The 18,389-nt window shown below is 65.8% G+C and carries 23 protein-coding genes and 1 tRNA gene; 18 read left to right on the forward strand and 6 right to left on the reverse strand.

Annotated features, from left to right (window positions below):
• Positions 1-201 (forward strand): hypothetical protein (locus ACFSL4_RS34275; RefSeq protein WP_381091620.1); only part of this gene is annotated, 201 nt, incomplete at its 5' end.
• Between the two features lie 561 nt (positions 202-762).
• Here the strand turns inward: ACFSL4_RS34275 and ACFSL4_RS34280 are convergent.
• On the reverse strand, positions 763-1,329 hold the full coding sequence (locus tag ACFSL4_RS34280; RefSeq protein ID WP_381091622.1) for a Uma2 family endonuclease: 567 nt from the start codon (positions 1,327-1,329) through the stop codon (positions 763-765).
• A 345-nt stretch (positions 1,330-1,674) separates the two neighbouring features.
• Here ACFSL4_RS34280 and ACFSL4_RS34285 point away from each other — a divergent pair, with 345 nt between their 5' ends.
• The 6 genes from ACFSL4_RS34285 to ACFSL4_RS34310 all read left to right on the forward strand — a co-directional run bounded on the left by ACFSL4_RS34285 (position 1,675) and on the right by ACFSL4_RS34310 (position 8,805).
• Positions 1,675-3,093, forward strand: a complete 1,419-nt coding sequence (locus ACFSL4_RS34285) for an ATP-binding protein (protein WP_381091624.1) — start codon at positions 1,675-1,677, stop codon at positions 3,091-3,093.
• 692 nt (positions 3,094-3,785) lie between these two features.
• The gene (locus ACFSL4_RS34290) at positions 3,786-4,046 is read left to right on the forward strand and encodes a hypothetical protein (RefSeq protein WP_381091626.1); all 261 of its coding nucleotides are present in this window, start codon (positions 3,786-3,788) and stop codon (positions 4,044-4,046) included.
• Between the two features lie 484 nt (positions 4,047-4,530).
• Positions 4,531-5,808 carry a GTP pyrophosphokinase gene (locus ACFSL4_RS34295; RefSeq protein ID WP_381091628.1) on the forward strand — a complete coding sequence of 426 codons (1,278 nt, stop codon included), beginning with the start codon at positions 4,531-4,533 and terminating at the stop codon, positions 5,806-5,808.
• A 310-nt stretch (positions 5,809-6,118) separates the two neighbouring features.
• Positions 6,119-7,201: a nucleoid-associated protein gene (locus ACFSL4_RS34300; protein ID WP_381091710.1), complete on the forward strand. Its 1,083-nt coding sequence runs from the start codon at positions 6,119-6,121 to the stop codon at positions 7,199-7,201.
• A 6-nt stretch (positions 7,202-7,207) separates the two neighbouring features.
• Entirely contained in the window at positions 7,208-8,185 is a 978-nt protein-coding gene (locus ACFSL4_RS34305) for a hypothetical protein (RefSeq protein ID WP_381091630.1), read from the forward strand.
• A 47-nt stretch (positions 8,186-8,232) separates the two neighbouring features.
• Positions 8,233-8,805, forward strand: a complete 573-nt coding sequence (locus tag ACFSL4_RS34310) for a hypothetical protein (protein ID WP_381091632.1) — start codon at positions 8,233-8,235, stop codon at positions 8,803-8,805.
• 340 nt (positions 8,806-9,145) lie between these two features.
• Here ACFSL4_RS34310 and ACFSL4_RS34315 read toward each other — a convergent pair whose 3' ends face one another.
• The 4 genes from ACFSL4_RS34315 to ACFSL4_RS34330 all read right to left on the reverse strand — a co-directional run bounded on the left by ACFSL4_RS34315 (position 9,146) and on the right by ACFSL4_RS34330 (position 10,758).
• Positions 9,146-9,532, reverse strand: a complete 387-nt coding sequence (locus ACFSL4_RS34315) for a hypothetical protein (RefSeq protein ID WP_381091634.1) — start codon at positions 9,530-9,532, stop codon at positions 9,146-9,148.
• On the reverse strand, positions 9,529-9,741 hold the full coding sequence (locus ACFSL4_RS34320) for a hypothetical protein (protein ID WP_381091636.1): 213 nt from the start codon (positions 9,739-9,741) through the stop codon (positions 9,529-9,531). Before ACFSL4_RS34320 ends, ACFSL4_RS34315 begins: the two co-directional genes overlap by 4 nt.
• Before the next feature lie 134 nt (positions 9,742-9,875).
• Entirely contained in the window at positions 9,876-10,304 is a 429-nt protein-coding gene (locus ACFSL4_RS34325) for an ATP-binding protein (RefSeq protein ID WP_381091638.1), read from the reverse strand.
• Positions 10,305-10,350: 46 nt separating this feature from the next.
• Positions 10,351-10,758 carry an NUDIX hydrolase gene (locus ACFSL4_RS34330; protein ID WP_381091712.1) on the reverse strand — a complete coding sequence of 136 codons (408 nt, stop codon included), beginning with the start codon at positions 10,756-10,758 and terminating at the stop codon, positions 10,351-10,353.
• Between the two features lie 107 nt (positions 10,759-10,865).
• Between ACFSL4_RS34330 and ACFSL4_RS34335 the strand changes: the two genes are divergently transcribed.
• The 11 genes from ACFSL4_RS34335 (at position 10,866) to ACFSL4_RS34385 (ending at position 17,927) form a co-directional block, all read left to right on the forward strand.
• A complete protein-coding gene (locus tag ACFSL4_RS34335; RefSeq protein WP_381091640.1) occupies positions 10,866-11,654 on the forward strand; it encodes a GntR family transcriptional regulator in 789 nt (262 codons plus the stop codon).
• A gap of 169 nt (positions 11,655-11,823) precedes the next feature.
• Positions 11,824-12,180 (forward strand): SCO3933 family regulatory protein, encoded by a 357-nt coding sequence (locus tag ACFSL4_RS34340; RefSeq protein ID WP_381091642.1) that lies wholly within the window; start codon positions 11,824-11,826, stop codon positions 12,178-12,180.
• Positions 12,180-13,556, forward strand: coding sequence for an FtsK/SpoIIIE domain-containing protein (locus tag ACFSL4_RS34345; RefSeq protein ID WP_381091644.1), 1,377 nt, complete (start codon positions 12,180-12,182; stop codon positions 13,554-13,556). Before ACFSL4_RS34340 ends, ACFSL4_RS34345 begins: the two co-directional genes overlap by 1 nt.
• Before the next feature lie 83 nt (positions 13,557-13,639).
• Positions 13,640-14,287 (forward strand): DUF2637 domain-containing protein, encoded by a 648-nt coding sequence (locus ACFSL4_RS34350; protein WP_381091646.1) that lies wholly within the window; start codon positions 13,640-13,642, stop codon positions 14,285-14,287.
• A 3-nt stretch (positions 14,288-14,290) separates the two neighbouring features.
• Complete coding sequence (locus ACFSL4_RS34355; RefSeq protein WP_381091648.1) at positions 14,291-14,476, forward strand: hypothetical protein; 186 nt, start codon at positions 14,291-14,293, stop codon at positions 14,474-14,476.
• Positions 14,477-14,480: 4 nt separating this feature from the next.
• Positions 14,481-14,672, forward strand: coding sequence for a mobile element transfer protein (locus tag ACFSL4_RS34360; RefSeq protein ID WP_361193720.1), 192 nt, complete (start codon positions 14,481-14,483; stop codon positions 14,670-14,672).
• Positions 14,673-14,688: 16 nt separating this feature from the next.
• Positions 14,689-14,883 (forward strand): hypothetical protein, encoded by a 195-nt coding sequence (locus ACFSL4_RS34365; protein ID WP_381091650.1) that lies wholly within the window; start codon positions 14,689-14,691, stop codon positions 14,881-14,883.
• 25 nt (positions 14,884-14,908) lie between these two features.
• A complete protein-coding gene (locus ACFSL4_RS34370) occupies positions 14,909-15,154 on the forward strand; it encodes a SpdD protein (RefSeq protein ID WP_381091652.1) in 246 nt (81 codons plus the stop codon).
• A gap of 136 nt (positions 15,155-15,290) precedes the next feature.
• Positions 15,291-16,598 carry a replication initiator gene (locus tag ACFSL4_RS34375; protein WP_381091653.1) on the forward strand — a complete coding sequence of 436 codons (1,308 nt, stop codon included), beginning with the start codon at positions 15,291-15,293 and terminating at the stop codon, positions 16,596-16,598.
• A complete protein-coding gene (locus ACFSL4_RS34380; RefSeq protein WP_381091655.1) occupies positions 16,591-16,773 on the forward strand; it encodes a helix-turn-helix domain-containing protein in 183 nt (60 codons plus the stop codon). The genes ACFSL4_RS34375 and ACFSL4_RS34380 overlap by 8 nt, the downstream gene beginning before the upstream one ends.
• On the forward strand, positions 16,773-17,927 hold the full coding sequence (locus ACFSL4_RS34385) for a tyrosine-type recombinase/integrase (RefSeq protein WP_381091657.1): 1,155 nt from the start codon (positions 16,773-16,775) through the stop codon (positions 17,925-17,927). The genes ACFSL4_RS34380 and ACFSL4_RS34385 overlap by 1 nt, the downstream gene beginning before the upstream one ends.
• A 68-nt stretch (positions 17,928-17,995) precedes the next feature.
• Here ACFSL4_RS34385 and ACFSL4_RS34390 read toward each other — a convergent pair.
• Positions 17,996-18,071, reverse strand: a tRNA-Arg gene (locus tag ACFSL4_RS34390).
• Positions 18,072-18,389: the final 318 nt, after the last annotated feature.

Raw genomic sequence — 18,389 nt, forward strand, 5'->3', positions numbered from 1 at the left:
TCCCCCGCCGCGGGTGCCGCCCCGGCCGCCTCGGCGATCTCCTGCCTTCGCCGAAGGGCGAAGTCCCACACGGTTGACGGGCGGTCCACGCCCCAGTTCGCGCTGAAGCCCGGTCAGGATGCGCTGCACGGCGTGCCGCTGCTTCGGTGGAGTTTCCAGATCGTCCAGCAGCCACTGGTCGATCACGAAATCCGTGCCTGAACCGGATTCGAGCGACGCCGAGAGGTTGGTACCGAGAGGGCCGTCGGTTGCACGGGGCTGATCAGGCGCAGGCCCCCCGGCTCGTGGCGCCTGCCGACGGCCGCCGGGCCCCATGGCCCTTGAGCAGGAGACCAGCCATGTTCTGGGTGCCCCGCAGGGCTCGAACCTGTGGCTGGCCGCTCACATTTCAGGCCATGGACGAGGGGGCCGCGACCTGCGGTTTCTCCTCGGTCTGGATGCGATTCCGCCGACTCGGCTTTTCCCCGGTTCCCGAGGGGCGCACGACCACGACCGCCGTCGACGGACAAAACACAGCACTGACCTGCGACGATGCCCAGGCAAGGCTGACCAGGTGGCGCCCCCGGCAGGATTCGAACCTGCGACACCCGCTTTAGGAGTGGGATCGGATCCTTGCCAGGGGGTGCCCGGCGCTGCCGAGCGTTGCCGTTTCCCCTGGTCGGAGCCGCACGGCGAGCCACTCGATCCGGCTTATGCCGCCCTGTATCGGGTCGTCCGCTCACGCATGGCTCACGCGCTGCCGGCTGCTGAGCAGCGCGTAGGTCAGACCTGGCCGAGGTCGATCTCCACCGGGAAGGGGGCCGCTACCTTGAGGACGCCGGTGAACACGTCTCCGTCCCGGTAGGTCTTCGTCGCGGGGTCGAGAACGTAGGTGTACACGAGAGCAACGCCTGTCGCGGCCTGCTCGATCCGCCAGTAGAAGCCGATGCCTGCCTTGGCGTACTGGTCGACCTTCACGATCCGGTCGGTGGTCTCCGAGCCCGGCGACACCACCTCCGCGACCAGCAGCACGTGCTCAGGGCGGGTGGGGGTGATGTCGATCGTGTCCGCGCGGTACACGACGACGTCCGGGCGGCGACTGGTGAGCGGGACGTCCTGAAGCCGGACGTCGAAGTCCGTGTCGGCATTCCACTCCGGGCCCGCGGCGGCATCAAGGGCGTTCGCCAGAATCCGGGCCAGCCGGTTGTGCCGCTTGGACGCACTCGGGCTCACGACGACCATTCCGTCCACGATCTCGATACCGGCGCACTGCTCCTCGGACCAGGACTCGTACTCCTCCGCCGTGATCTGCTCATGCATCCATGCCGGGGCCACCATCTGGGCCGTCATGAAGCACCTCCCGGACACTGTGCTGCGGGCCCGATCCCGCTGGATTCAGCGTACTGTCTGCCATCCGTCCGGCACGCTGATCTCGCTCACGCCCGCTCCCCGTCGGCTGGCATCCCGACCAGCGAGCCCACGACCAGTGAGAAACCGGCGCGGTGGACTCGTCACCAGGGGGTCGGAACAAGACCAGCGGCACCACTGACCTGGTGGTCACACCGGTGAGCGCTGCACCCCGCGGCGACGTGAACCCGGGGGCTAGCATCTCCCCGAGCTACCTATAACTAACGGTAATGTAAGTAACTATTGTGTTAGTATCCGCGGCGTTAGATGCCACTGGGAGGCGGCGGCATGGCAGATTTCGTGGGCAGGCGGCACGAGCTCGAGACGCTGGATCGCGAACTGGGCAAGGTGACGGCCGGGGTCGGTGGGGAGCGGCCGGGGCGGTGCGTGATGCTTCGCGGGCGCCGCCGGGTGGGTAAGTCGCGACTGGTGGAGCGGTTCGCCGAGAGGTCCGGTGCGCCGTTCCTCTTCTATGCCGCCACGGGGGCGTCGCCGGGGGCGGACCTGGAGCGGCTCAGCCAGGATGCGCAGTCGTCCAGCCTTCCGCTGGCGCATCTGCTGTCCGCGGCCCGCCCGGCGAGTTGGGATGCGGCCTTCGACGTACTGGCGGCGGCACTGCCGCACGACCGGACGAGCGTGGTGGTCATGGACGAGGTGCCCTATCTGATGGATGCGGAGGGCGCCTTCGAGGGCATGCTTCAGCGGGCCTGGGACCGAGTGCTGGAGAAGAAGCCGGTTCTGCTGGTTCTCATCGGTTCCGACCTGTCGATGATGGAGGCGCTGAACAGCTATGGACGCCCGTTCCACCAGCGCGGACGGGAGATGGTGCTGGGTCCGCTCAACCCGGCGGAGGTGGGCGAGATGCTTGGCCTCGATCCCGCCTCGGCCTTCGATGCGGCCTTGATCACCGGTGGACTGCCTCTGATCTGTGCAGAGTGGACGCACGGCGCCGGGATGTGGGAGTTCCTGCAGACGGCGCTCAGCGATCCGGTCTCGGCCTTGCTGGTGTCGGCGGAACGCTCACTTGCTGCAGAGTTCCCCCAGCAGGTCCAAGCCCGCACCGTCCTCTCGGCGATCGGCAGCGGTGAGCGGACGTTCTCCAATATTGCCCGCGCCGCCGGCGGGATCGGGTCGACCCCGCTGCAGCGGTCGCTGGGGATCCTTGCGGACAAGCGGGTGATCGCGGCGGAGCTTCCCGTGTCCACGCGGCCTTCGAAGGATCGCCGCTACCGGGTCGCGGATCCCTACCTCCGCTTCTGGCTGAAGCTCCTGGGCCCGGCGATGGAGGAGATCGAGCGGGGCCGGGGTGACCTGACGCTGCGACGCATCCGCGAGAACTGGACCAGCTGGCGCGGCAGGGCCGTTGAACCTCTGGTGCGCGAGGCGCTGACACGGCTGCTGCCCGACGCGAACCTCCCCGCCGCCCCCGCCATCGGCGGCTACTGGACCCGTACCAACGATGTGGAGATCGACGTCGTGGGAGCGGACCGCGCGCCGATCGCCAAGGAGCTGTTGTTCGTCGGCTCGGTGAAGTGGCTGGAGAACTCCCCGTTCGACCGGCACGATCTCGCCGCGTTGCACCGGCACCGCGCCGCGCTCACGCCTGATCCCGTGCCGGTGATCGCCATCTCGCGCAGCGGGACCGACTGCGCGGGGCTCGACGCTGCGTACGGCCCGTCTGAGCTCCTCGCGGCGTGGTCCGCCTGAGCATGCCGGAACGTGTGGGTGCCAGGTGTCTACGGCCTGTCGCCCCAACTCGGGTCGGCGGAGCCTCCGGCCCACCGCGACGGTGACGTCCTCCCGCTCACGCAAACGGCCCCGGACGATGAGTCCGAGGCCGAGTGGAGTGCCTCCCTGGGCGAAAAACCCCAGGTCAGCGGTTAACGCGTTGTGCCCCCGGCAGGATTCGAACCTGCGACACCCGCTTTAGGAGTTCGATCAGCGTCCTGTAAGCCCGTGGCACCCCCAAGACCGGACGACCACGAGTGGCCGCTTCGGGGTACGCGCGTATGCCGTCGTTGATGTCAGCCGGGGATGTCAACCACGGTCGGCTAAGCGCGTCCGCGAGGGACAGGGCTTGGCCTGGTGTGATACCGAGGGCGAGCGGAATCTGGCGGGGGCTGCCGGTGAACACACCGCGATCGGGCCGTCCGTCGTCGTGGCCCAGCGAGGATCGCTATCAGGCTCTTATTGGTCGACCAGGAGGGCGGCCACCTCGTCGGCACCGTGGACGAGTCCACGGTGGAGCGGAACTGCCCGAATCGTCAGCGGGTCCGGTCCGTCGTGTCCTAGAGTGCGAGCGCGGCCGAGACCAGGAAGCGTGAGCTGGAGGCCGAGAGACGTACGAACGTTGAGATCGTCATGGCGCCGATCTCTCAGAAGTGTGGGGGGAAGAGTTGATGGACGAGGACAAGAAGAAGGACGCCGAGCTACCACCCGTGCTCTCACGGTTCGTGGACGCGGCTGTGTGGGCCAGGACAAACAGTGAACTTGTCTGGGACAGGCAAGCAGATGGAAGGTTTCGCGCTGGACTCGTCCTCAAGTTCTCCGCTTCCCAGTCGGTCATGCTGAAGATCGAGAAGAATCCTGGCAGCCGTCTCGACTGGCAGTTCGGTTCCGCCAAGCCCCTCCCCAAGCTGCGCAGGAAGCCTCTACGCTGATACGTGAACCCATAAGCTCTTTGTCCCGACGCAACTTGGTTTGGGGCTGTGCTGGGTTGGTGCGCCCCTCACCTGCATCGATGGAGCGTACGCGTTCGCGCTCGTTCGCCGTTGTCCGTCGGCGTTGTCACGCAGTTGGACGTTCGCCCCCGACCGTGCCCTGCTTCTTGCGGCGCTTGCTCACCCTCTTCTTCAGTTCGGCCTGGCCGCGCTTTGTCCAATCACCTTGGTGTAGGTAGCAGCGTGAGGTGCCCTTCAGCGTCTTGTTCTGGCAACGCCTTCCAGATGCCGTCGGCCAGCCGCACTTGCTCTGCTTCCACTCAGCCACCGTTCACCCCCGGTAGTTCCCCTCGAAGATTCTGCCGGCACTTAGCGTGCAGCGCCGTGCAAGTACTGGATAGGGCACATAGCTAGCGGTGTGAAAGCTCCATGCGCGCGCGGGTCGGTACAGCGCGACAGCTTACGAAGATTCAAGTAGGTAAGAATGAGCTATATTGAGCAATTCATCGACCGCTATACGAAAGAGTACGACTTTTACAGTAGGGCAGCCGGACTGGTTGCGCAGATACTAGAAGCCGACCTACGGTCGTCGGGTGTTCGCTGCCTCGTGAGCCACCGAGCAAAAGACATCGAGCGCCTTAGGGATAAATGCTCGCAACGCGACGCTAAGAATAGATATAAATCGGTAGAAGACATCTTTGATGATATTGTCGATCTGGCGGGTGTTAGAGTTGCCCTCTACTTCCCTAAGGAGCAAGAGCAAGTTGATAAGGCGATTACGCGCCTTTTCGACCAGTGGGATGCCAAGCGCGTTTTTCCCGGTGCTGAGGAAACCGCACCCGACCGTAGATTCTCTGGCTACTCAGCAGTGCACTATCGAGTGCAACCAAAGGAGAATTTTATCGGCGACGCAGATAAGAGGTATGTAAATGCGCGAGTAGAGATCCAGGTGGCGTCAGTTCTGATGCATGCTTGGTCGGAGGTGCAACACGATCTTGCTTACAAGCAGATGGCAGGGGATCTGTCCGGGGAGGAGCACGCGATTCTCGACCAGTTGAACGGCCTTGTGATCGCGGGCGAGATCTCTCTCAGGCTGCTCCAGGAAGCCGGAGAAGCGCGCGTCGCTCGTAACGGGGCTAAATTTTTGAACCATTATGAACTCGCCGCGCATCTCCTGCGGCACGCTCATGATTCTCTCACAGAGCCTGTCGGTGACTCAGGTCTAGGGAAAGTTGACGATCTATTTGCACTCCTCAAGCGCCTCAACAAAACCACGCCGGAGGAACTTGAGAAGTACCTAGAGTCCCTACATGGTGCCGTAGAAGAGCGGCCCTTGGCAGAGCAGGTTGTAGATGCACTGCTGGCGGAGGATCCGTCGCGCTACGCCATTTATGATGACATTCGCAACACCTCTCACTCAAGCCACGTCGAAATCCACGGGCCCAAGCGCGATTCAGGGAGTGCATTGCAGGAGTTTTTGCATAGCTGGGTGGAACTCGAAGCCACCCTGAACGAATTGGCTCAGCGTGCCGGCGTTTCCGTCCGGTCTACTGTGCCTGTGACTCACCTACTCAAGCTCCTCGACATGCCGCCTGGGATTGGAAAGGAGATTGACCTTCTACGCCGTATGAGGAACGATGCCGTGCATCTACGGCGAGACATCTCTGTAGCCGCTTTTGAAGATGCCGCAAAGCGCACCCAGCAAATCAGCGCGATACTGAAGGACGGTGGGCCCCCTACTGCTCTTGCCATCGAAGGGTGACCGCGCGAAGCGAAAATCGACAACCAGTTCGATTTACGCGGGTCCTCTCAAGTCTGGCAGACCAAATGGCGCTGCTGGCTGGCTCTGCCTCAACGAGTGCACCTCCGCGATCTCCACAACCTTGTCGCGGTGTGTCACCATACGAGTACGCGCGCCATGGCTCGTGCGGGGTGCGCGTCTACGCCCCAGCGACACGGCGTGCCGGGGGGAAGTCGACGGCCGGCCAGTGGGCCGATGGGTGAGCTACGGGTGGGAAGCGTTGCGGACAGACTTCGGCGATCTCGTCATCGAGCAGGCGATAGTTCACGTTGTGCCACAGCGCAGACGGACTGATCCCAATGAATCGATCCCTCTTAGTCAAGCTCCATGCAACTTGAACCATGACGTGCGCACCGCGCTTCAGGCACGACTAAGAGGAGTTCTCGCCCTGAGTGGGCGGGAGATAGTCGAAAACCCGGACTCGAAATCGTCGTGTCCTGACTACGTTTACTCGTACCTCACTGGAGAGGCTAATCTCGTCGACGTCTCTGTGGACCTTGTGCATCTCCTACGGAGCAGTCAATCGGGCGTAAACTCCGCAGGGATGCTGCTTGTGGCGGACGCTCGATTAGCAGATAAAAAGTCCCTGCTGATCGTAAAGCTCGAGCAAGAGACGGGTATGCAGGCGACTGAAACAGTTGTTAACGGCTTGCGTACCTTCGATATGAAGTATCTTGCCGATCTACTGCTTACAGAGAAATCTAAGATTCATAAGGTGGCGCTCTTTTCAGAGGATGGAGTTAGCGAGGACAGAATTGAAGGCTGGGCGGCAGACCGGCAGTTGTCTGGACGAATGGCGGTGTTCTTCCTCGAACGCTTCTTGGGGTGCCAGCAGAAAAGTGAACCTCGGGAAGTAACCCGGCGTTTCCATGACGCCGCAATCGAGTGGATTAACTCCTACATTGCAGATCCGGACACCCGGATAAACTATGTCATGGCAACGTTGGCGGAACTGCAGAGCCCCACTCAGTTTCTCAATCCAGTCACATTTGCGCAGCAGCATCTAGATGTCACGCATAGAGATGCATTCATTGAACATCTGCGAGCCGCCGAGGTTCCTTGCCGCACTTTCGACAAGGACACGGAGCATGTTGAGAGCCGCATGAAAAATATGCGTGTCGGTTTCGCCAATGGCGCCTTCATTGTGGCTCCAGTGGGTGACGCTAGCGGTGAAGATGACGCCATTCTCTTGGAGGACCAAGGTGACGGCATCACTAGCGTCACTGTCACTGGCACCGTGACGACTGCAACCGCATATGCCTCACCAGGAGGAGGTCGACGAACTCGGCGAACGCGTAGCGACCAAACAGCCGGCCAGGGTGAGGTCAGCGGGGACGCTCCTGTCCTTCGATGAGGCAACGTGATTGATGAAGTATTCTCTCGGTACCAACGTGAACGCCCTCGCATCGAGATTGCGGCCAAGCTGACAGCTGCCCATCTTCGGCGACGGGCAGCCCGATCGCGGATAAATTGCGAAATCTCCTGCCGAGCTAAAGACGTGGGCAGCTTCGTAACCAAGGTTCAGCACAAGAATTACACCGATCCTTGGGCGCAAGTTACTGACAAGGCTGGCGTGCGGGTAGTGGTGCAGCATGAGGGACTGCTGAATCCCATGCTTGACCTAGTGCAGGAGTCACTCACTGTAGTCGGCGAGCCGGAGGATGATCGACTCGTTGTCGGTGCGGAAGATCGTCTTCAGTATCCGCGGCTGCATGTTCAGGTGATCGCATCGGGCGACCAAGCGAGTGACGACGGCAAGCCTTACGAGTGCGAGATCCAGATCCGAACTGAGGCCATGGACTTGTGGGCCAGGATGTCGCACAAGCTGATGTACAAGGCCGAAGCGTCAGCCGTACCATCCAATGTCAGACGCTCGCTGTACCGTTTGATTGCTCTGATCGAGCTTTACGATCTTGAGGTCCGACGGGGGGTCGAAGCCATGGTGCACTACCCCGATGTTGCCCAAAGTAACCGTCTCTTGGATGAAGCCGAGCACCTCTTTCGCACGTTTACGGAGCATAGGTCTCGGCGAGACCTATCCGAAGAAGTAGTCGACGTACTGGTGAAAGCTATCCCTGATCCTGTCGCCTACCCGGAACGGCTTGAGAAGTTCATTGACGAGCGACGAGAAGACTTAGAACGCGCGTACAAAGACTACGGCCCTGAAAGCGATCACTTCTTGCGTCACGGACGTTATATTCTTGCTAGCCAACCCGAGAGCTTAATCATCTTTGAGCGCCTTACCAGCTCAAAGTTATTATTGCATGGGCGTTGGGTCGATGAACTACCAATGTCGATGCTCGATGACATGGCGGATGCCTGGGGTGTGTCTCTGTGAGTCAACTTAGTAAGCCTGAAGCCTCAGGGGTTGTTGCGGCTACGGCCATGTTCGTTGAAGTGTTGGTGATTGGCATCGGCGCACTTGCGGGGGTTTTTGGCTGCGTATCCGCTGTCGTTGGTTATGGCGACATGCGAAAGCTCGCAACGGTTCTTTCCTCTACTCCTGCTTCAGGCGTGGCGCTATCCACCGCGTACGCTCTGGGTATCGTTTTTGACCGCGCTGCTGACTATTTGCTCACGTCGCCGAGAAGGCGGCTGCGGCGACGCTATTTCGCGACCAATGCAGCCTACGGTGAAGCGCGAAGAATCATTATCGATTTTCCGCATTTGATGGCGATGTCCGACTACGCTCGGTCGCGCATGCGTATTTGTCGAGGATGGTTTTTGGACTGCTTGTTGCTTTCCCTTGCGGGCTCGTTGCTCGTCTGGCGGTTTCCGGTCGAGAATCGACTGGGCATTTTTATCGCAGTCATCATGCTTGGCGGTCTGGGTGCCGCCGGGTTCTATTTGTCCTGGAGGAGTATTACGGCAACCGGTTACAAAAAGTTGGCGCAGCAGACGTTGAATGCCGCAGCAAGTGTGCCGAGTCAGAGCGGAGACTTGGCTGCTAACGCATGAGGTCGGCGGAGCGGCTTTGGGGTGGCGCTGCTTTGGCGCGAGTGATCATGGCCCCGTAAGCTTGCGGCGCGTCGGGCAGTCTGTGGACCTGCCCGCTAAGGCACGACGTTGGGGCCATGATCTTCGAGGCTCGCGCCAAAGTGGCTCCGTAAAGCCGTGGAGCCGACCGGCCCAGCCACGACGTACCCCTTCTCTGGCCTCAGGTGGCTGCTCTATACACGCGGCACGGGCGCCGGCCGGGCTGGAGCGGGGCGGAGACAGGAGCGCAGGCCCGGCCGGGGGCCGGGCTGCGCGCGGTGAGCGGAGCGAGCCGCCTTGAACCAGTAGAGAAAGTTGTAACTCAGTCGGACGACACGGACGGCTGGGGCGCGAAGTTGTGGGCGCACGCTGGGAGTTCGATGCTCTGTCGGTGTGCGAGTGGCACGAAGAGCACTGGGCGGATCGTCCAGGTGATGCGGGTGCTGGCCTGGGTGACTGACACCGTGCAGGGCTCGGCGCGTAGGAGGGCTCTCCTGGTCTCGATGCGGCCGGTGTAGAGCCAGTCCCATGCCTGCTGGGATGCGTCGGGATCGAGAGCCGGTGAGATGGTGCGGAGTGTGACCGCGACCCATCTGTCTGCCTGGGGCGCCGAGTAGGCGTCGATGGAGGCCCGCAGTGCCGGCCCTTGCCCGTTGGTGAGGTCTTCGGTCCAGCATTCGCACCAGTAGCCGCGCCTGGGTGCCTTCATGCGGTCGCTCCTGGTGGGTAGACGACGAGGACATAGCGCGTGTGCTCGTCGTAGAGGGTGAGTTGGTAGGCCGTGCCTGTGGTCAGGTAGGTGAGGGCTCGTTCGTGCTCTGCCTCGTCTGTGAGCCAGTGACGGCCTGGTCGTCCGTGCGGGGCGTCGAGTTGGTCGGTGACGTGGCTCGTGCGCTCTCTGAGCCAGCGCAATGCCAAGCGGGCGCTCGTGGCGTCGTGTACTCCGAGAGAGATGGAGCGGGCTTCGTGCTGGGGATAGGCGGCGGCCAGGCAGCGGTACGTCCCGTGCCGTGCGCCGGCCGTTCCGGGTAAGGCTGCAGTCGAGGTCGGCGTCACCAAAGAGGCCCTCCCGGATGGCCGTCGGTGAAGAGTTCCGCGGTGACGGTGTGACCGCCATCGCTGTCGTGGACCACGACGCGGTGAGCGATGACGCTGACCATGCCCAGACCCCTGCCGTGCTCGGCCTCGCCGTCCTGGTCCTCGACCTTGGGGGCGGTGGCGCCGCCTCCGTCGTCGGTGACCGACAGGGCCACCACCTGCGGAGAGACCGCGAGGGCCAGGTGGAATCTGCCGGATTCCAGGCCGCTGGCGGTGTGGAGGATCGCGTTCGCGCTGAGCTCGCTCACGATCAGTTCGGCGTCTTCGGCTAAAGGGGAGCCGCGCAGGATGTCGCGGGTCCAGCGGCGGGCCCGGCTGACCTCTTCCGGAAAACCTGGGCAAGTGAGTCCCCAGACCCGGGCTGTACTCGTATACTCGTGCATACAAGTTCCTTCGTGCAGGTAGGCCGCCATGTGCAGCGGGTTCGGGCTAGACGAGTTTCACGCCGTCGTGGGCGCGGATGGCAGGTGGAGACGCCGCGTCGAGTGCGTCCAGGACGCGGATCGCGTAAGCCTCGTCGGCAAGCTCGGTGACCTCTTCGCGGGTGGCCCAGCGCAGCGCGCGGGTCTCGTCACCGGTGGTGGGGCTGCCGTCGGCGGCCTCGCAGCGGAAGACCAGCGAGACGATCAGGCCCGTCATGTTCTTGTAGACGCCGGTCAGGGTCGCGGGAAGCGCGATCTTGATGCCGGTCTCTTCGAGGACTTCGCGTTGGAGGGCCTCGGGGATGGTCTCCCCGCGTTCGAGGACGCCGCCCGGGGGTTCCCACTTGCCGTTGTCGCGGCGCTGGATCAGGAGGGCACGGCCCTGGTCGTCGACGACGACCCCGGCGACGCTCACGGAGTGCGGGCGCTGTGTGCTCACGTTCCTCGGCCCTCTCGGCTGGCTAGGCTCTCCACCGTAGCAACAACACTCGCCCACTCGTCTAGATACCTAAAGGAGTACCTGTGAGTCCTCTTCCTTCCGGCCTCCTCGGCGATCTCGACCCCACGAGCGATCGTGCGGTCTTCCGGCAGATCGCCGACCAGCTGCGCGAGGCCATCGACCGTGGGCGATTCCACGAGGGCGACAAGCTGCCCTCCGAAGCTGACCTTGTCGAGCACTACGGGGTTTCCCGGATGACCGTCCGGAACTCCTTCTCGATCCTCCAGGGGGAAGGGCTCGTGCATGCCGAGCACGGCAAGGGCGTCTTCGTGCGTCCCCGGCCGCCTGTGCGGCGCCTCGCTTCCGACCGGTTCGCCCGGCGCCACCGTGAGCAGGGCAAGTCCGCGTTCATCGTGGAGGCCAACGCCGCCGGCAGTCACCCGCAAGTCGACAGCCTTGAGGTCAAGGAAGAGAAAGCCGGCCAGGACGTCTCCGCCCGGCTTGGGTCCGTGCGGCGAGTGCTCGCCCGCAGGCGCCGGTACCTCCTCGACGGCCGGCCCGTCGAGTTCGCCACCTCCTACCTGCCCCTCGACATCGCACGGGGGACGCCGATCGCCGAACCCAACCCGGGGCCTGGTGGCATCTACGCCCGCCTTGAGGAGCTGGGTCATCGCCTCGATCACTTTGAGGAAGAGATCCGGGCCCGGATGCCCTCGCCCGCCGAGGTGAAGACGCTACGGCTGGCCTCCGGTGTGCCGGTCATTCACCTGATCCGAACTGCCTTCGACACCGAGGGTCGGCCCGTGGAGGTCTGCGACACGGTGATGGCGGCAGACGCGTACGTGCTGTCGTATCAGCTCCCGGCGACCTGATCGTCATGGTTTGCGGTGGTACGCGGGGGCGATTCTCGGACTCGTACACCCCAACACGCATACTCGTATAGACGAGTGGGCAAGTTGTGTGGCAGGGTGGTCCACGTGATCCCGGAGAGTCGGGTTCGCAGGACGCGTCATGTATAGACGAGTAGATAGGGGAACTCCCTTGCGTACCATCCGCGTTGAGACCTCGGCCGCGACGATCCTGCTGACCGAGGCTCCCGAGCCGAAGGTTCGCGACCGCCAGACCGGTGAGCGGGCCGTGGACGCCGTCAGCGGTGAGGCGCTGATGACGCTCGGCGTCGTCTACATCGAGGAGGGCGAGTCGTCGCTGATCAAGGTCACCGTCCCGGAGGGCGGCATCTCCGAGGGGCTGGCCCTCGGCGCGCCGGTCTCGCTGCCGGGTCTGGTCGCCCGGCCGTGGGAGTCCGTGTTCAACGGGCAGCAGCGGCACGGCATCGCCTTCCGGGCCGCCGCCGTCACCCCGGCCGCCTTCCCGGCCTCCGAGGGGGCCGCCGCCTGATGGCCGACCTGACGACGCTCCTGGAGGTGGGTGGTCCCCTCGCCGCGCTCGGCGGCGGGGCCGCCTACACCCGGGCCAAGCACCCGGCGGTCTACTGGGCCACAGCCGGCCTGCCGATATCCACGGCCCGGCTGCTCGGCTCGTACGGCTCGGTCATGGAGGCGTGCGGACTGACCGTCGCCCCCTCCCGGCTGAGGGTCCTCGCGGTGAAGGCGACCACTCGGCGGGAGGTACGGCCCGTGCCTCCGCGTCGGGGCATCATCCGGCCCACCTCGACCGGGCTGCGGCTTCGGCTGCGGCTCGCGCCGGGACAGGAACCCGCCGACATCGCCGCCTCGGCCGAACGGCTGCGGCATGCCTGGGGCGTTCACGCCGTGTACGTCACCACCGTCAAGCCCGGTGTCGTAGAGCTCCGGTTGGTCGGCTTCGACGTACTGAACCGGGTGCGGATGCCCCGTAGGACGGGCGGCGGGCTTCTCAAGGTGCCGGTGGCGCTGCGGGAGGACGCCATGCCCTTCGTGCGCGACTACCGCACCATCCCGCACCAACTCACCCTCGGCGCCACGCTGTCCGGCAAGTCCATGTACCTGCGCCACCTGATCACCGGGCTCGCCCGTCAGCCGGTCACCCTGGTCGGCATCGACTGCAAGCGCGGCGTCGAGCTGGCGCCGTTCGCCGCCCGGCTCTCCGCGCTGGCCACCGACCCGGGGCAGGCGGCCGAACTGCTGCCCGTGCTCGTGAAGGAGATGGAGGACCGATACGACCTGATCAAGGCCCGGCAGGGCATCGCCCCGGGCACCCCGGACGAGGAGATCACCTCCGACATCTGGGGCCTGCCCGAGCAGGAACGGCCCGTACCCATCGTGCTGTTCGTCGACGAGGTGGCCGAACTCTTCCTCATCGCCTCGAAGAAGGACGAGGAGCGGCGCGACGAGATGGTCACCCAACTCATCCGACTCGCCCAGCTCGGCCGCGCCGCCGGCATCTACCTGGAGGTTTGCGGACAGCGCTTCGGCGCCGAACTCGGCAAGGGCGCCACCATGCTCCGGGCCCAGCTGACCGGCCGCGTCTGCCACCGCGTCAACGACGAAGCCTCCGCCAAAATGGCGCTCGGCGACATCGCCCCCGAGGCGGTCTACGCCGCCTGTGCCATCGCCCCCGAACGGCCCGGCCTCGCCGTGGCCGGTGACACGTCCGGCGGCTGGTCCCGCATCCGCACCCCCTACCTGTCCCTCGCCGACGCCGCCGAGATCTGCCGCGAGTCCGCGTACCTGGTGCCCGACCTTCCCGCCCTCAAGCCCTTCCGGCCCGACATCCCCGTACGACCGGTCGAAGCCCCGGTTTCGCTGGTCAAGCCGCACCCGGTGACCGACTGACCTTCACCCCACTCCGGTTGGCGCGACCGCCTCGCGCCACGTCCCTACCCCTCCCATGCCCGAATCCGAAAAGGAGCCGCAGCATGCGCGCCCTGTTGGCCCGCGTCGACGCGGTGCTCATCCAGGCGGTCATCGCCGCCGCGCTGTCCTTCGCCCACCTGCACGACATCGCCTCGGCCGCCGGTCAGGACGGGTGGAAAGCGTGGGCCTATCCCATCAGCGTTGACCTGCTCCTCGTCGCCGCCTGGCGCCGGATGCGGTCCGGCGAGGCGAAAGCGGCCGGGTGGTGCTGGTTCGTCATCGCGCTGACCGCATCCCTCGGCGCCAACGTCGCCACCGCCGGACTGCTCGACATGGACCAGACGCCGGCATGGCTGCGCATCCTCGTCGCGGGCTGGCCCGCGGTCGCCTTCCTCGGCGGCACTCTCCTCGCTCACACCACACCCAAGCCGCAAGCCGACACCGACGTCGAGGTCATCGAGGACCAGGACGACGACGAAGCCGCACCCGAGGCGCCCGCCCAACCGGCCATCGAGACAGCGCCGGAACGCCCCGTGCAACCCGCCGTACCTGTCCCGGCCGCCCTCGTCGCGCACGCACGCAAGGTCGCCGCCGACCACCACACCCGCACCGGAACCCTGATCGACACCCCGACCCTCCGCGCCCGCCTCGGCGTCCCGGCCCCCATGGCCGAAGCCATCGCCGCCCAACTCACCCCCGCAGGGAGCTGACCCGTGCCTCTCTTCACCTTCAACACCGCCGCCGACTACCTCGAAGCGGCCCGCGAGATGGCCGCAAGCGGCCGGACGACACTCGCCCGCCTCCTCGCCGAAGCCGCCGCCGAGCTCACCCCGGACCCCGCCGAAGCCACCCGCATCCTGAGCGACTTCCCCGGCCTGAGCCTGCGACAGGAGGACTGATCCCATGACCGCAAACCGCCGCTTCCGCGACGTCACCCGCATCGGCCCCGTCCAGGTCGGCACCGCCTACGACAACCGGGGCCGCGAGAAGCACACCGCCGCCTGCACCGCTCCTCGCTGCGGCTTCTCCGCCGATTACGACAGCCGGGCCGCCGCCGAACTGGCCGCCCGCACCCACCGCTGCCCCGTCCGCTGAAAGGACCCCGCATCCCGTGACCGTCAGCCTGCCGCTCGTCGTCGTCCTCGGCTTCTTCGCCTGGGGAGCGGTCAAGTTCCTCGGCGTCCGTACCTGGATCGTCGTTCTGATCGCCCTCTTCGAGTTCTGGCTCTCCCACACCTTCCTCGCGCCCGCCATCGAGTCCGGCACGCGCTCCGGAGTCGGCGTCATAAACGGCTCGCATGCCTAGACGAGTAGATAAGGAGATCGGCCCCGTGTTCCTGCCCAAGTACCCAGACAACCCGACCCCGCCGCCCGCGCACACCCACGCCCCGGCCGACCCGGCGCCCGTACGCCGCTCGCTCCCACCGCTCTCCATCGATCACAGGGCAGTCATAGCCCTGGTCGTCGGCGGGGTCGTCCTCACCGCGCTCCTGGCTGCCGTCGCCGTCACGGCCATCTCCGTGGCCGTCGCCGCCGTGGTCCTGCGCTCCATGCTCCGCGACCACCACCGCCGCTGAGCCCCGCCCGACGGCTCCGGGGCGGCAGACAACGGCCAAGCAATCGGCCGCCCCGGGGCTCCTCACTCCTGACCGAGCCCGCCAGAAGGAGAACGCCATCTTCACCGCCCCCACCCCGCCACCGCTTCCGGAACTGATGAACCTGGCCGAGGGCGGCACCCTGCCCGGCATCCTCCGCCAGCTCTCCGGACTCGGCGGCTGCACCCGCCCCATCCGCCTGGACGGCCACCGCACCGAATACGACGTCGACACCACGACCGGCGAGATCGGCCGCGTCCTGGCCCACCTGGACTCCGCCAGCCTCCCCGCCGGCCAACTCCTCGTCCGCTGCAACAACCGCCGCATCACCCGTTGCCCGGCCTGCGCGGAGGTCTACCGCCGCGACACCTTCCACTTGATCACCTCGGGCCTGCGCGGCGGCAAGGGACTCCCGGAACAGGTCGCCGCCCACCCGCGCGTCTTCGCCACCTTCACCGCCCCGAGCTTCGGCCCGGTCCACAACCGCCCCTCCAGCGGCCGCCCCTGCCGCTGCGGCGTCCACCACGACCAGGACGACGAAGCCCTTGGTACTCCGCTCGACCCGGACACCTACGACTACGAAGCAGCCGTCCTGTGGAACGCGCACGCCGGTCAGCTCTGGCGCCGCTTCTCCACCTACCTGCGCCGAGAGGTGGCCAAGCGAGCGGGCCTGTCCCAGCGACGGTTCCGGGAACATGCCCGCGTGTCCTTCGCCAAGGTCGCGGAGTACCAGAAGCGCGGTGCTGTCCACTTCCACGCTGTCATCCGCATCGACGGCCCGACCGGTGGCGACACCTCGCCGCCGGCCTGGGCCACCGCCGAGCTGCTCACCGACGCCATCGGCGCCGCCGCAGGCAAGGTCCGCGTCGACGGCCCGGTCATCGACGGCCGCGCCCACACCTTCACCTTCGGCCGCCAACTCGACGTCCGTACCATCCGGTCTGCCGACTTCAACGGCGGCCAGGAGCTGTCCGAGCGGGCCGTAGCCGCGTACATCGCCAAGTACGCGACCAAGGGCGCCGAGACCGCCACGGGAGCTCTCGACCGCCCGCTGAAGTTCCTCGCCGAACTCGCCCAGCTCGACATCAGCGACCACGCCCGTCAACTGGTCCGCACCGCCTGGATCCTCGGCGGCCGCAAGGACCTGGAACACCTCCGCCTGCGCGCCTGGGCCCACATGCTCTGCTTCCGCGGCCACTTCTCCACGAAGTCCCGCCGTTACTCCACCACCCTCGGTGCCCTCCGCGACGCCCGCGCCGAATGGCGCCGCGCCCAAGCGGCACCAGCGAACGGCCCCGGCCCGGACACGACCCTCGTGCTCGCGCATTGGGTCTTCGCCGGAACCGGCCTCTCCGACGCCGAAGCCTGGCTTGCCGCATCCCTCGAACCCGCCCCTGGAACGGAAGGGGAACCAACCCATGCATGACGACGAGCTGTTGACGGTGCCGGACGTGATGGAGCGGCTGAAGCTCGGTCGGTCCACGGTCTACGACCTCATCCGTTCTCGTCGACTGCCCTCGCTCACCATCGGCCGGTGCCGGCGCATCCCGGCTCGGGCCGTTCGCGACTACATCACCAACGAACTGGAGGCGGCCGCCTGATGGCCCAGCAACGCAAGCGGAACCCGAACGGCGCCGGCACCATCACCAAGCGCAAGGACGGCCGCTTTCAGTGCGCGGTCTACGTCCTCCAGCCGGACGGCACCCGCGCCCGGAAGTTCGCCTACGGCAAGACCTGGGCCGAGTGCGACGCCAAGCGCCGTGAGCTGCTCGACAAGGTGGACCAAGGCGTGCCCGTGCCCACCAAGTCGGCCAAGCTCTCGGAATGGCTGCCGTACTGGCTGGACAATGTGATCAAGCCCCGGCGCAAGCTCAGCACGTTCGACAAGTACGAGGCGCATGTGCGGCTCTACCTGGTGCCTCTCCTCGGCGCGAAGCGGCTCGAATCCCTCGGCGTCGCCGACGTCCGGCGCTTCCTCGTCCGCCTGGAGAAGGACACCACCGCGGCAACCGCCAAGGAGTCACACCGGGTTCTGCGCTCGGCCCTCTCCTCCGCCTGCCGCGAGGAACTGATCACCCGCAACGTCGCCAAGCTCGTCGAGCCGCCCCGCACCGACACCAAGGAACTCAAGCCCTGGACCCTCGACGAGACGCTCGACTTCCTCGCCGCATCCCGCAAGGACCCGCTCTACGCGGCCTTCGTCCTCGCCATCGCCATGGGCCTGCGCCGAGGAGAGATCGTCGGCCTCCGCTGGTCTGACCTCGACCTCGACAACCGCGTCCTCTACGTCCGCCAGCAGACCCAGCGCCGCCGCGGCGTCCTCTACGACGACGACCCCAAGAGCCGTCGTCGCCGTGCCGTCCCGCTGCCCGCGCTCTGCATCGCGCCCCTGCGCTGGCACCGCATGCGGCAGGCGGCTGCCCGTGCGAAGGCGGGGGAGAAGTGGCAGGAGTCCGCCTACGTCTTCACCACCCGCACCGGCCGCCCGGTCGAGCCGAGGAACGTCTACCGCTCCTTCACCCGCGTCGCCCAGTCCGCCGGCCTCCGCGTCATCCGGCTGCACGACGCCCGGCACGGCACCGCCACGCTCCTCACCGCGGCCGGAGTCGCGCCCCGCGTCGTGATGGAGATCCTTGGCCACTCGCAGATCAGCATCACCATGGACGTGTACACCCACGTCGTCCAGGACACGCAGCGCGAGGCCATGAGCCACATGGACCGGCTGCTCAGGAAGAGGCGTCCTGGTCGTCAGTGACCGCGCCCGTTGATGTCAAAAGTGGATGTCAAAGGCCCCGGACCATGATTGGTCCGGGGCCTTGTGCCTGGTGCCCCCGGCAGGATTCGAACCTGCGACACCCGCTTTAGGAGAGCGGTGCTCTATCCCCTGAGCTACGAAGGCGGGACGTGTGGGGATCGTCGCAGAGGATCTGGCGGGACCTTCTGTTTGAGATCACTACACGTCGTCGGTACCTGTTCCAGGCCTCAGGTGGAGGCGGTGCCCGTCATGCGGGTCCCGGTCCTCCTTCTGGCGGCGTGGAGAAGTACCGGGGAACAGCGTAGCGGACGCGCGTGCGGGCCGTGGGGGTGATCGGTGTTCGGGACGGCCCTGACGGGGCGGGGGCGGTGTGGTGCGCGTGGCTGAGGCGAGTATGGCGAGCGCCTGGCGTGTCGAGCCGCAGGTGATGGGACTCCGCGCGTCGAGCCGGTCACACGTGGT

The organism is Streptomyces caeni (assembly GCF_042678285.1).
Taxonomy (GTDB): Bacteria; Actinomycetota; Actinomycetes; order Streptomycetales; family Streptomycetaceae; genus Streptomyces; species Streptomyces caeni.